The following is a 12990-nucleotide window of genomic DNA, read 5'->3' as shown; positions in this document are numbered from 1 at the left end:
GTCTAGTTATTCTCGGGCTTTCCGGCCTTGGCTCTGCGCGCCTTGCCGGCTTCCGAGCGTCCGTAATAGAGATCGCTCTGAAGGTATCGCGAAAGGGCGAAACGAACAAGGACGCCGCAGGCGGCGGCGGCCGGAACTGCGACCAGCAGACCGACGAAGCCGAAGAGAGCGCCAAAGGCGAAAAGCGCAAACATCAGCCAGACGGGATGCAAGCCGACGCTTTCGCCCACGAGCTTCGGCTGCAGCACGTTGCCCTCGAGGAATTGGCCGGTGAAGAAGACGGCGAGCGTCAGGCCGACCCAGAGATAGTCGGGCCAGAACTGGACCAGCGCCACTCCAACAGCCAGAATGAGGCCGACCAGCGAACCGACGTAGGGTATGAAGCTTATCATGCCGGTGAACAGGCCGATCAAAAGGCCGAAGTTCAAGCCGACGAGCGAAAGACCGACGCCGTAATATATGCCGAGAATGATGCAGAGCGAGCCCTGCCCGCGAATGAAGCCCGCGATCGCCTGGTTGACCTCCGTTGCGATCTGACGGACGGTGGCGACGTGGTCGCGCGGTATCCAGTCATCCACCTTGGCGATCATCCGGTCCCAGTCGAGCAATATGTAGAATGCGACGACCGGCGTGACGACCAGCAGCGAGATGATGTTGACGAGGGCCTTGCCGGAGCTCCAGATCTGCGCAAACAGACCGCCGACAAAGCTCAGGCCATCGGACATTATGCTGGAGAAATTGTCCTTGATCGCGCCGAGCTGATTGCGGATCCAATCGGGCAGCACCATCGTCTGCGCCTTGGCGACGAGCTGCTGCATTTGCTGCACATAGGCCGGTATCTGCTGGATGAAATCGTTGAACTGATTGATGATGATCGGAATGACGATCGTCAGCGCCAGCGCGAAGACCAGCACGAATGAGACAAGAATGACCACCGTCGCCATCAGGCGGCTGAGGCCGATCCTTTCGAGCCGGTCGGCGACCGGATCGAGAAAATAGGCAACCGCCATGCCGGCTATGAACGGCAGCAGGATCGTGCTGAAGAGATAAAGAAAGCCGATGAAGACGACGAGCACGATCACCCAGAAAGTGAGTTGCCGCTTGAGGCTCGCCCCGCTGACTTTTTGCTCCATCGACTTCCCCGCTGTTTCCGACCCGTCTGCCGCTTGCTTAGGACATAGGATGATGCTGCAATTATGGTCAAGCCTGCGGCCGGAAATCGGCCTGTTGCGCTGTGAAGCGGGGAAAATCGAGGGGTTGGCCGCCCTTGCGCCTTGCATAAACGCCCCTATCATGCAATGGCGACCCGATCAGAGCCCTGTCGCGACGGAAGGGCGGCCATCGGAGGCGGAAGCATGAGCCAGTCTGGAAAAAACGGTCTGACCTATAGCGACGCGGGCGTCGATATCGATGCCGGCAATCTGCTGGTCGAAAAGATCAAACCCGCCGTGCGCTCGACGCGCCGTCCCGGCGCCGACGGCGAAATCGGCGGCTTTGGAGGTCTCTTCGATCTCAAGGCCGCAGGCTTCACCGATCCGGTGCTGGTCGCCGCCAACGACGGCGTGGGCACCAAGCTGAAGATCGCCATCGATGCGAACTATCATGACACCGTCGGCATCGACCTCGTCGCCATGTGCGTGAACGACCTCGTCGTCCAGGGTGCGGAGCCGCTGTTCTTCCTCGATTACTTCGCCACCGGCAAGCTCGATCCCGATCAGGGCGCGGCGATTGTCGGCGGCATCGCGGCCGGCTGCCGCGAGGCGGGCTGCGCACTGATCGGCGGCGAGACGGCTGAGATGCCGGGCATGTATTCCGACGGTGATTACGATCTGGCGGGCTTCGCCGTCGGCGCGGCCGAGCGCGGCCAGTTGCTGCCATCGGGCGACATCGCCGAAGGCGACATCATTCTCGGCCTCGCCTCCTCGGGCGTGCATTCCAACGGCTTCTCGCTGGTGCGCAAGATCGTCGAGATTTCCGGCCTCGACTGGGACGCGCCCGCGCCTTTCGCAGAAGGCAAGGCACTTGGCGAAGCGCTGCTGACGCCGACGCGCATCTATGTGAAGCCCCTGCTGAAAGCCATCCGCGAGACACATGCTCTCAAGGCGCTCGCCCATATCACCGGTGGCGGCTTTCCCGAAAATATCCCGCGCGTGCTGCCGAAGCATCTGGCTGCCGAAATCGATCTTGCCGCCGTCAAGGTGCCGCCGGTCTTCTCCTGGCTCGCCAAGACGGGCGGCGTCGAGGCCAAGGAAATGCTGCGCACCTTCAACTGCGGCATCGGCATGATCGTGGTCGTGGCGGCAGACAATGTTGCAGCCGTGAAGGCAGCGCTCGAAGCCGAAGGCGAGGCTGTGGTAACACTTGGCCGCATGATTGCTCGCACCGAAGACGCTGGAGGCACGGTCTACAAGGGTACGCTCGCTCTATGAACACGCCGCGCAAACGCGTCGTCGTCTTCATTTCCGGCGGCGGCTCCAACATGATGGCCCTTTTGAAGGCGACGGCGGCTCCCGACTATCCGGCTGAGATCGTCGCCGTCATCGCCGACAAGGCGGATGCCGGCGGACTGGCAAAAGCTGCTGCCGAGGGCATCGCCACCTTCGCCTTCGTCCGCAAGGATTTTACCAGCAAGGACGCCCACGAAGAGGCGATCCTTTCGCAGCTGGAAGCCTTGTCGCCCGACATCATCTGCCTTGCGGGCTACATGCGGCTGCTTTCCGGCCGCTTCATCCAGCGCTATGAAGGTCGGATCATCAATATCCACCCTTCCCTGCTGCCGCTCTTTCCCGGTCTGCACACGCATCAACGCGCCATCGACGCCGGCATGCGCGTTGCCGGCTGCACAGTCCATTTCGTCACCGAAGGCATGGACGAAGGCCCGGTGATCGGCCAGGCGGCCGTGCCGGTGTTGACCGGCGATACGGCGGACGCATTGGCTGCCCGTGTGCTGACGGTCGAACATCAGCTCTATCCGCAATCCCTGCGGCTGCTCGCGGAAGGCAAAGTCGGGATGGAAGACGGCAAGGCCATCAGCCTTGCCAGAACAGCTGCCGCCCATGGACGGCAGGTCGTGTCACTGCTTGGGGACATGGCTTAAATAGAGAGTTATGGAGCCGAACGGCGCCCTAATTCGCCCCTTCGATTTTCTCTTCAAGCCGCAATCGCCATCAGCGGATGCATCGTGCCGTCGCTATAGACGATGCGGCCGCCGCGGAAGGTCGCGCGAATGCGATGAACCGAGCCGGGTTCGACGGCAACCAGATCGGCAAGCTGGCCGACGGCGATCTCGCCGCGATCATTGAGGCCGGCCGAACGGGCAGCATTGGCGCTTGCCATGGCAACCGCCGCCGGCAGGCCACCGCCAACAACCTCCGCAATCTTGAAGATCGCCGGCACGAAAGCGGCCGGATGATAATCGGCGGCGATGATGCCGAGCAAGCCGGCGCGGGCAGCGTCCAGGGCGCTGAGATTGCCGGACATGGACTGACCGCGCAGCGCGTTCGGCGCACCCATCAGCGTCCAGAGGCCGCGGCGGCAGGCCTCTTCGGCGGCCGGTCCCGTTACTGGAAACTCGCTGATGGTCACGCCGAGATCGTGCATCGCCGCCACTTTCTCGGCGCTGTCGTCATCATGCGAGGCGAGCGACAGCTTGTGCTTCAGCGAAAGCTCGACCACATCGTGCAGCTTGCGTTCGATTTCCGGATCCTGGCGCTGGGCGATGCGCTTCGCCACGACTTCCTCGGCAGCCTCGCGCGACATGGCGCGACGCTCGGACATGCTGCGGATGTAGCTCTCGATATCGTTGTACTGCCCCTGCCCAGGCGTGTGGTCGGTCAGGGAGACCATGTCGATGTCGCCGTCCTTCAAAAGCCGCTCCAGGGTCAGCGCCGCGCCCAGATTGGTAATTTCATAGCGGGCATGAACGCGGTGATCGATCAGGAGGTCATTGCGCAAGCTGTTGATGCCGCGGATCACAGCCGAGGTGGTTTCGAGCGAACGGACGTGACCGTAGACGCTTTCGGTCGCAAAGGAGAGCGCGGCAAAGGCCGTGGTGACGCCAGCGGCGGCCAGCTTCTTGTCCAGCTCGTGAATGCCGAAATCGATCGGCATCATGGCGTTCGGCCGCGGCGCGATCTCGCGCTCAATCATATCGCAATGCAGATCGACGAAACCGGGCATCAGCAGGCGTCCGCCGCCATCGAAGGTCACCTGCTCCACCGGCTCGGAGCGGATTTCGGCAATCACGCCATCCTCGATGCGCACGGCACCCCGGTCGACGACTTCATTGGGAAGAACGAGCGTGAAATTGCTGAGCCACATCGGCTTTCTCCTGAAACAGTGTCTATCATCTGAAAGGCACGGACACGTCCGGACGTCTTCGGCCAGCACGCCCCGGTAGTCTCGATTCGTGACACGGTGATGAAGGCGGCAGCATAGTTTTGGGCCCAGTTCCCTGACTTCGACGGACCTACTTCAGGCTCGCCCTGTTCAGGGCCGCCCATTGCAGCAGAATGACCGTCTTGGCATCGTGGATATCGCCCGCCTCGATCATTGCCATCGCATTGGACAATCGAATTTCCATCACCTCGATATCCTCATGCTCCTCGGCAAGCCCACCGCCATCGGCGACCCGATCGGACGTATCGATCACGGCAGCGAAAAAATGGATGATCTCGGTCACGGCACCCGGCGAGGTCATCGCCTTGAAGAGAAATCGGACATCGCGCACGCGAAAGCCGGTCTCCTCCATGGCCTCGCGCCGGATCGCTGCCTCCGGCTCGTCGCCATCGAGCAGGCCGGCGGGCACTTCGATCATCCATGCCGGCAGGCCGGCAAGCTGCGACGGCAGACGGTATTGCCGGACGAGCACGACCGTCTCACGGGCGGGATCGTAGAGCAGGATGCAGGCGGCCGGCGTGCGGTGATAGATCTCGCGCTTCAGGCGATGCTTCTCGCCGCGCGAATCCGTGTAGTCGACATCATAGCTGCTGAGCCGGGTCCATTGATCCGCCAACGTCTTCTCGTTGACGATTTCGGCTTTCGCCTTTCCGAATTCGCTCATGCCATATCCTTGCGCAGCCATACCTTGTTATCGTGAACGGCCGCACCGCCGTAGGGCGCGACCGGATCGGCGCCGGTGAGGACGTTGATGCCCTCGCCATCGACATGGGCCTTATTCGGCCAGAGACCCTCGGCGATCAGCACACCCGGCTTCACCTCTGTCGTCACGCGCGCATGGAGGCGGATGTCGCCTCTCGCATTGCCGATGCGGACCAGATCGCCATGGATGACATCGAGTGCTGCGGCATCGGCCGGATTGATCATCACCTCGGGGCGGCCTTCCTTCTGCCGCGACGTCCTGGTTTCCGCGAAGCTCGAATTCAGAAAGTTGCGCGACGGCGAGGTGGCGAGCCTGAACGGATGATCCGGATCGGCCACTTCGATGACATCGACCTGATCCGGGAATTCCGGCAACTCCACATGAGGACCGAGCAATCCGACTGACGCAGGCGGGCGGTTTGGGGCCGGCTGGTTGACCCAGTCCGGGCGGAACCGGAACTTGCCGTCGGGATGGCCAAAGCCGTTCAGAAAATGCGCGTCCTTGAAAGCCGGCTGACGATCGAACCATTTATGCTCGAGGAAATAATCGTAATCCGGCAGGTCGCTCATCGACAGAACCCGGTCGATCATTTCGCGGGCGGAAAAGCCGAAGCCGGGGCGATCTGCGACCCCAAGACGCTTGGCCAACTCCTCGATGACGAAGAGATTGCTGCGCACGGTCGGCGGCGGCTCGACCAGCTTCGGGCCAAGAAGAATATGGTTCTGGCCGCCGGCGCGGTAGATGTCGTCATGCTCGACGAACATGGTGGCGGGAATGACGATATCGGCCATCTCGGCCGTGTCGGTCATGAACTGCTCGTGCACGGCAACGAAGAGATCGGAACGGGCAAAGCCGCGCTTCACCAGCCTTTGCTCGGGCGCGATGTTCACCGGATTGGTATTCTGGATCAGCATGGCCGTCACCGGCCCGCGATGGCGAAGCGCCACGGCATCGCCTGTCAGCGCCCGGCCGATCTGCGACTGGTCGATCATGCGGATATCCAGATCCTTCATGGACCGGCCGGTCAGCTCGCTCGCGTCCATGCGGAAGATATCGCTGTTCGAATGAAAGGCGCCGCCGCCCTCATATTGCCAGGAACCGAGAACGGTGGCGATCGAGGCGGCCGCATGCATGGCGATGGCGCCGTTGCGCTGGCGCGTGAAACCGTAACCGAGACGGAAATAGGTTTTCTTCGTCGTCCCCACCAGCTTTGCGAAGGCCTCGATCTCATCCACCGAAAGGCCGGTAATGCCAGCTGCCCAGGCCGGGGTCTTCGACTTCAGATGTTCTTCGAGGCCTGCCGGATCATCGGCATATCTGGCCATGTAGGCGCGGTCGGCATAGCCATCGCGGAAGGCGATGTGCATGACGGCGCAGGCGAGCGCCGCATCCGTGCCGGGTTTGACGATCAGCGCCAGATCGGCCTGCTTCATCGTCGGATTGTCATAGATATCGACGACGACGATCTTGGCGCCGCGCTCCTTGCGGGATTTGACCGCGTGGGTCATCACATTGACCTGCGTCGCGACCGCATTCGTGCCCCAGATGACGACGCAGTCGGTGCGGCCCATCTCCCGCGGATCGGGGCCGCGCAGCACGCCCGTCGCCATGGTGAAACCGGTCCAGGCCGGATTGGTGCAGATCGAGGAAAAGAAGCCGGAATAACGTTTCGCATGGCGAAGGCGATCGATGGAATCGCGTTGGACCCAGCCCATGGTGCCGGCATAAAAATAAGGCCAGATCGCCTCGCTGCCGTCCTTGGCTTCGGCCTTGACGAAAGCCTCGGCGATCTCGTCCAGCGCATCGTCCCAGGAAATCTCCTGCCAACGCCCCTCGCCCTTGGCGCCGGCGCGGCGCAGCGGCTTCATCAGACGATCGGGATGATAGAGGCGCTCGGCATAGCGGGCGACCTTGGCGCAGATGACGCCGGCCGTGTAGGAATGATCATTGGCGCCACGGACGCGACCAATCCGGCCGTCGTCCGTCAGATCGATCTCCAGCGCGCAGGTTGACGGACAGTCATGCGGACAGGCCGTGTGACCAATGCGGGATTTGGCTTGAATAGGGGTCGCAATGTTCATGATGTTTCTATATTTCAAGCGATGACCGGCCACTAGGGATAATCCGGCCCATCGCAACAATTCATGCGGACTTCACCGACAATGAACTATCGGCATATCTATCACGCGGGCAACTTCGCCGATGTGCTCAAGCACTCGGTGCTCGCCCGCCTCGTCCGCTACATGCAGAACAAGGACAAAGCGTTCCGTGTTCTGGACACCCATGCCGGCATCGGGCTCTACGATCTCTCTTTGGAGGAAGCGCAGAAGACCGGGGAATGGCAAGATGGTATCGGCCGGCTGCTCGAAGCGGAACTCGTGCCCCAGGTCGCGGATTTGCTGGAGCCCTATCTGACCGCCGTTCGCGAGCTCAATCCCGAAGGCGGCCTGCAATTCTATCCCGGTTCGCCGAAGCTCGCCCGCATGCTGTTCCGTCCGCAGGACCGGCTATCAGCCATGGAGCTGCACCCCGAGGACTTCCAGCGGCTGCACCGGCTGTTCGAAGGCGACCACCATGCGCGCATCACCGAGCTTGACGGCTGGCTGGCGCTCGGCGCGCATCTGCCGCCGAAAGAAAAGCGCGGGATCGTGCTGGTCGACCCGCCCTTCGAGGAAGACGGCGAATATGAGCGGCTGGTCGGCGGCTTGGCGAAAGCCTGGCACCGCTTTCCCGGCGGCACCTATTGCCTCTGGTATCCGATCAAGAAGGACGCGCCGATCAAGCAGTTTCACGAAGCACTGCAGGCATTGGAGGTGCCGAAGATGCTCTGCGCGGAGTTGACGGTCAAAAGCGACCGCGGCTTCGCCGGGCTTACCGGCTCCGGCCTCATCATCGTCAATCCGCCCTTCACGTTGAAGGACGAGTTGCATGCGCTGTTGCCGGCGCTGAAGGATCTGCTGGCGCAGGACCGTTTCGCCTCGCAACGCGCCTTCTGGCTGCGCGGCGAACATTGAATTTCCTCCCGCCCATCCCACAGGTGATCCCATGAGACTTCTCTGCTCGTCCACCTCCCCCTTTTCCAGCAAGGTGCGCATGGCGGCCCGCCATCTCGGCATCAAACTCGAGGAGATCCGCGTCGATACCAATGCCGGGCCGGCGCTACTCGTCGACAACAATCCGCTGGGCAAGATCCCGACCTTGCTGACCGACGATGGCGACGCCATTTTCGACAGCCGCGCCATCATGCATTACTTCGACCGGCAGGAGGGTGGCCTTTATCCTTCCAAGAAGGGTAAGCGCACCGAGGCTGAAGTTCTGGAAGCGCTGTGCGACGGTACCATGGAGTGCCTTCTGTCGATTGTTTACGAGCGGCGCCTCCGCGAACCCGAAAAGCAGCACCAGCCTTGGATCGATCGGCAGTGGACGAAGGCAAGCCGCGCGCTCGCCCACCTAGATGCAGAGCCACCGAAGATCGGCAAGAAGCTGCATGCGGGACATTTCGCGCTTGCCTCCCTTATCGGCTATCTGCAGCTCCGCTTCGAAGGCCAATGGGAGGCGGACCATGCGGAGCTTATCAACTGGGCGAGCAAGTTCGAAAAGCATTTCCCCGACTATCCGGCGATGAAGCCGCAGGCCTGACGCCGTCTCGCTTAGCTCCAGTATACATCGCCGTTCCTCACGAAATCGACAAAGGCGCGCAAGGCCGTCGGTAATTGCCGACGGCTCGGATAATAGAGGAAGAAGCCGGAATAGTAGGGGCACCAGTCCTCCAGCATGCGGATCATCCGGCCATCCTACCTTTCTCTCCTGCAAGCGAATTCCACGCTGCCAACCGACAAAGGAGAAAGTCATGGGTGCTTGGTTCATCACAGGTGCACCGCGCGGCTTCGGCGCTCTCATCACCCAGGAAGCCCTCACCCGCATAAATATTCAGAAGCATGAAATAGAAAAAGCCGGGGCAAGAGCCCCGGCTTTTTCTTCATTCCATACTGTCAAGTGATTAGAACTTCACGCCGATACCGACCTTGACGCTCTGCTCGTCGAAGCCGCGCGAGAAGCTGCCGGAGTCGAGGTTGAAGGTCTTCTTGCCGTAGTCGGTGTAACGGTACTCAAGGCGAGCCGTGATGTTGCTGGTGATGAAGGTTTCAGCACCTGCACCGACCGTGTAACCAACAGCCGTCTTGCTTTCAGACGAGGTATCGTCCGAGAGCTTGTTCTGGCCGAGCGCCAGACCAGCCGTGCCATACAGCATGAACGGGTTGAAATCGTAACCGAGACGGCCGCGAACCGAGCCATTGACGCCGTTCTTGGCAGTCAGGCCATTGCGGGACGTCTCCGAGTCGGCGTAACCGAGGTCACCTTCGACACCGTATACGATCTGTCCCTGCTGCCAGTTGTAGCCGGTGAAGGCACCACCGCCGAAGGCGTAGGTGTTGCCGGTGCGGTTGAAGTGACCCTTGTTCCAGTCGCCTTCGCCACCGATGTAGAAGCCGGACCAATTGTTGACGACCGGAGCTGCTTCCTGAGCGACGGGCGGCTGCGGAACCTGCTCAACAGCGTCGGCAGCCTGAGCTGCGGTGTAGCCGCCGAGAGCGAAAGCGGAGACCATGAGGGTCGTTACGAGAGTACGCATACTTTTCTCCTTTCAGTCCCGTGTGCTTCGTCTACAATCTTTGACTTCGAAGCGTCACGAGCAATTAAAATAAATCCCTCCCGGATCGAGATTGAAATTGGAGTGCAAATGAGGAATTGGAAGAGCCAAAATATGATATCATTGTGGCACAGACATGGCTGAATTTCGATGTTGCTTCAGCGCAACAGAGGAATTGTTAACCATAACCAATGGTTAAAGCATGTATACTTATTTTAATCTAAATATATCTCAAGATCTACATAAGAGATGTCAAGAGCGTCATTCGCTCAAGCACCTTTTCATATGGTGTATCGACGCCCTATATGAGCTTCGATTGGGTAACGACGAGAAGAAGGCGGTATCTTGAGCCAGGAAGAACTTCGCACGGCATTGATAACGGGCGCATCAAAAAGAATAGGCAGGGCAATAGCCGAGGATCTGTCGGCCAATGGCTTCGCGGTGGCGCTGCATGCCAACCAATCCTTCGCCGAGGCGGCGGAAATCGTGGCGAAATTGCAGCAAATGGGCAGGAAGGCGATTGCGATCAAGGCCGACCTGCAAGATTTGGGCGAAACGTCAACCCTCGTCGAGAAAGCCGCGGCCGCCCTAGGTCCGCTTGATTTGCTGGTCAACAATGCCTCGGCTTTCCTCGGCGATTCCGCCCAGCGTTTCGATGCTGAAGCCTTCGAGGCGCATTTTGCCGTGCATGTCCGCGCGCCCTCAATGTTATCAGCCGATTTCGTCCGGCAGCTTCCCGAGCCCAATCCGGGATTGATCGTCAACATGATCGACCAGAGGGTCTGGGCGCTCAACCCGCGCTTCTATTCCTACACGCTGTCGAAGGCGGCCCTTTGGACGGCGACCCAGACGATGGCGCAGAGCTTTGCCCCTCGCGTCCGCGTCAACGCGATTGGCCCGGGGCCGACGGTGCGCAGCGCGCGACAGTCGGAAGAGGACTTTCAGGCCCAGATCGACGGCCTCATATTGAAGGCCGCGCCGGGGCTCGGAGAATTCGGCCGCACCATCCGCTTTCTTTTTGACACGCCCTCGATCACGGGCCAAATGATAGCGCTCGACGGCGGCCAGCATCTTGCCTGGGAAACGCCTGATGTGGCGGAGAGTGCGGAATGAATGGAAGAAAGCTGCCCGATGGCGGCATTCTCTACGACGAATCAGAGGATATAGAAGACGACATCGAGGTAGAGGGCGATGCCGCCGCCTCGCCTGTCGTGCCCGTCGACTGGAACGAAGGCGGCAAGAACGAGACCGGCTTGCGCGGCGCGGAACTGATCGCTGAATTCGTCAAGCGCCTACCGAACAATCCCGGCGTCTACCGCATGTTCAACGAAGCCGGCGACGTGCTCTATGTCGGCAAGGCACGCAGCCTGAAGAAGCGTGTCGCCAACTATGCCATGGGCCGGGTGCATTCCAACCGCATCGCCCGCATGGTGCGCGAAACCGCCAACATGGAGTTCGTCACCACCCGCACAGAAACCGAAGCGCTGCTGCTGGAAGCGAATCTGATCAAGCGCTTGCGGCCGCGCTTCAACGTCTTGCTGCGCGACGACAAGTCCTTTCCCTATATTCTGATCACCGGCGACCATCGCGCACCAGCCATTTTCAAGCATCGCGGCGCCCGCGCCCGCAAGGGCGACTATTTCGGCCCGTTCGCCTCGGCCGGCGCCGTCGGCCGCACCATCAATTCGCTACAGCGCGCATTCCTCATCCGCACCTGTGCCGACAGCGTTTTCGAGACGCGCACCCGGCCCTGTCTGCTCTACCAGATCAAGCGCTGTTCCGGGCCCTGCACGCATGAGATCAGCGATTCGGGCTATGCAGAATTGGTGCAGGAGGCGAAGGATTTCCTTTCCGGCAAGAGCCAGAACGTCAAGGCCCATATGGCCGAGGAGATGAACGCCGCCGCCGAGGATCTCGATTTCGAGCGCGCCGCCGTCTTTCGCGACCGGCTGGCGGCGCTGTCGCACGTACAGAGCCATCAGGGCATCAATCCGGCCGGCGTCGAGGAAGCCGATATCTTCGCCATCCATCACGAGGGCGGCATCTCCTGTATTCAGGTCTTCTTCTTCCGCACCGGCCAGAACTGGGGCAATCGAGCCTATTTTCCCAAGGCCGACCCATCACTGTCAGGCGCCGAAGTGCTGAACGCCTTCCTGGCGCAGTTCTACGACGACAAACCGGTGCCCAGGCAGATTCTTCTTTCGGAGACGGTCGAGGAAATCGAGCTGCTGGCGGCAGCGCTCAGCGAGAAGACCGGCCACAAGGTCTCGATCCTCGTGCCGCAGCGTGGCGAAAAACGCGATCTGGTCGATCATGTCGTTGCCAATGCCCGCGAAGCGCATGGTCGCAAGCTTGCGGAGACGGCTTCGCAATCGCGGCTGCTAGAGGGGTTCAAGGAGACCTTCAAGCTTCCTTACGTGCCGCAGCGCATCGAGATCTACGACAACTCCCACATCATGGGCACGAATGCGGTCGGTGGCATGGTTGTGGCCGGGCCGGAAGGTTTCGTCAAAGGCCAGTACCGAAAGTTCAACATCAAATCGACCGACATCACGCCCGGCGACGACTTCGGCATGATGCGCGAAGTGATGACAAGGCGCTTCTCCCGCCTGCTGAAGGAAGAGGGCAAGCCCGACCGCAGCGCTGCGACGGAGGCTCCCGCCGCCGATGCAGCCGACCAGCCCTTCCCCGCCTGGCCTGATATCATCCTCATCGATGGCGGCCAGGGGCAGATGACAGCGGTGCGGGCCATTCTCGAGGAGTTGGGAATCACCGACAGCGTCATCGCCATCGGCGTCGCCAAGGGTGTCGACCGCGACGCCGGACGCGAGCGCTTTTTCGCCCCTTCCCGCGAGAGCTTCACCCTGCCGCCGCGCGATCCCGTGCTCTACTTCATCCAACGCCTGCGCGACGAAGCCCACCGTTTCGCCATCGGCTCGCATCGCGCCCGGCGCAAGAAGGAGATGATCAAGAATCCGCTGGATGAAATCGGCGGTATCGGCCCGTCGCGCAAGCGGGCATTGCTGCAGCATTTCGGCACCGCCAAGGCCGTATCGCGCGCCGCCCTGTCCGACCTGATGGCTGTGGAAGGCATATCGGAAGCCGTAGCACGGCAGGTCTACAACCATTTTCATGAAGACACCGCGAAATAAAAAGCCGGTCGCAAATTCCACGCAATGACGGTGAAAGAACAGAAAGAATGTTGACGATAGGGTAATCAAACCATCATCTAGGCGTG

At 61.0% G+C, this 12990-nt stretch carries 13 protein-coding genes; 7 read left to right on the top strand and 6 right to left on the bottom strand.

Features of this window, described 5'->3' with window-relative positions; genetic code table 11:
- Positions 1–2 precede the first annotated feature (2 nt).
- Positions 3–1133: an AI-2E family transporter gene (locus FHT28_RS04720; protein ID WP_037194049.1), complete on the bottom strand. Its 1131-nt coding sequence runs from the start codon at positions 1131–1133 to the stop codon at positions 3–5.
- A 222-nt stretch (positions 1134–1355) separates the two neighbouring features.
- On the opposite strand from FHT28_RS04720, the gene purM reads away from it, so the two are divergent.
- Positions 1356–2429: a phosphoribosylformylglycinamidine cyclo-ligase gene (purM, locus tag FHT28_RS04715; protein WP_168595717.1), complete on the top strand. Its 1074-nt coding sequence runs from the start codon at positions 1356–1358 to the stop codon at positions 2427–2429.
- Positions 2426–3097 (top strand): phosphoribosylglycinamide formyltransferase, encoded by a 672-nt coding sequence (gene purN, locus FHT28_RS04710; RefSeq protein ID WP_047552924.1) that lies wholly within the window; start codon positions 2426–2428, stop codon positions 3095–3097. The genes purM and purN overlap by 4 nt, the downstream gene beginning before the upstream one ends.
- A 53-nt stretch (positions 3098–3150) precedes the next feature.
- Here purN and FHT28_RS04705 read toward each other — a convergent pair whose 3' ends face one another.
- The 3 genes from FHT28_RS04705 to FHT28_RS04695 all read right to left on the bottom strand — a co-directional run bounded on the left by FHT28_RS04705 (position 3151) and on the right by FHT28_RS04695 (position 7182).
- A complete protein-coding gene (locus FHT28_RS04705; RefSeq protein WP_168595716.1) occupies positions 3151–4320 on the bottom strand; it encodes an alpha-D-ribose 1-methylphosphonate 5-triphosphate diphosphatase in 1170 nt (389 codons plus the stop codon).
- A 148-nt stretch (positions 4321–4468) separates the two neighbouring features.
- Entirely contained in the window at positions 4469–5062 is a 594-nt protein-coding gene (locus tag FHT28_RS04700) for an NUDIX domain-containing protein (RefSeq protein ID WP_168595715.1), read from the bottom strand.
- Positions 5059–7182: a molybdopterin oxidoreductase family protein gene (locus FHT28_RS04695; RefSeq protein ID WP_246703065.1), complete on the bottom strand. Its 2124-nt coding sequence runs from the start codon at positions 7180–7182 to the stop codon at positions 5059–5061. The genes FHT28_RS04700 and FHT28_RS04695 overlap by 4 nt, the downstream gene beginning before the upstream one ends.
- A gap of 81 nt (positions 7183–7263) precedes the next feature.
- On the opposite strand from FHT28_RS04695, the gene FHT28_RS04690 reads away from it, so the two are divergent.
- Both FHT28_RS04690 and FHT28_RS04685 read left to right on the top strand, forming a co-directional pair.
- A complete protein-coding gene (locus FHT28_RS04690) occupies positions 7264–8115 on the top strand; it encodes a 23S rRNA (adenine(2030)-N(6))-methyltransferase RlmJ (RefSeq protein ID WP_168595713.1) in 852 nt (283 codons plus the stop codon).
- A 31-nt stretch (positions 8116–8146) separates the two neighbouring features.
- Complete coding sequence (locus FHT28_RS04685; protein WP_092572799.1) at positions 8147–8740, top strand: glutathione S-transferase; 594 nt, start codon at positions 8147–8149, stop codon at positions 8738–8740.
- An 11-nt stretch (positions 8741–8751) separates the two neighbouring features.
- Here the strand turns inward: FHT28_RS04685 and FHT28_RS36645 are convergent, their stop codons facing one another.
- Positions 8752–8886: a hypothetical protein gene (locus tag FHT28_RS36645; RefSeq protein ID WP_280951366.1), complete on the bottom strand. Its 135-nt coding sequence runs from the start codon at positions 8884–8886 to the stop codon at positions 8752–8754.
- Between the two features lie 65 nt (positions 8887–8951).
- Here FHT28_RS36645 and FHT28_RS04680 point away from each other — a divergent pair, with 65 nt between their 5' ends.
- A complete protein-coding gene (locus FHT28_RS04680) occupies positions 8952–9101 on the top strand; it encodes a hypothetical protein (protein WP_162730999.1) in 150 nt (49 codons plus the stop codon).
- On the opposite strand, the gene FHT28_RS04675 is transcribed toward FHT28_RS04680, so the two are convergent.
- Positions 9102–9734 carry an outer membrane protein gene (locus FHT28_RS04675; protein ID WP_047552905.1) on the bottom strand — a complete coding sequence of 211 codons (633 nt, stop codon included), beginning with the start codon at positions 9732–9734 and terminating at the stop codon, positions 9102–9104.
- Positions 9735–10097: 363 nt separating this feature from the next.
- Between FHT28_RS04675 and FHT28_RS04670 the strand changes: the two genes are divergently transcribed.
- Together FHT28_RS04670 and uvrC are read left to right on the top strand one after the other, a co-directional pair.
- Positions 10098–10865 carry an SDR family oxidoreductase gene (locus FHT28_RS04670; RefSeq protein ID WP_037194031.1) on the top strand — a complete coding sequence of 256 codons (768 nt, stop codon included), beginning with the start codon at positions 10098–10100 and terminating at the stop codon, positions 10863–10865.
- The gene (uvrC, locus tag FHT28_RS04665; RefSeq protein WP_037194028.1) at positions 10862–12904 is read left to right on the top strand and encodes an excinuclease ABC subunit UvrC; all 2043 of its coding nucleotides are present in this window, start codon (positions 10862–10864) and stop codon (positions 12902–12904) included. The genes FHT28_RS04670 and uvrC overlap by 4 nt, the downstream gene beginning before the upstream one ends.
- Positions 12905–12990: the final 86 nt, after the last annotated feature.

The sequence above is a fragment of the Rhizobium sp. SG570 genome, assembly GCF_012275345.1.
In the GTDB taxonomy this organism is placed as follows: Bacteria; Pseudomonadota; Alphaproteobacteria; order Rhizobiales; family Rhizobiaceae; genus Rhizobium; species Rhizobium lusitanum.
Note: the sequence above shows the minus strand (reverse complement) of the source record. Positions and strands in the feature narration are given on the sequence as shown.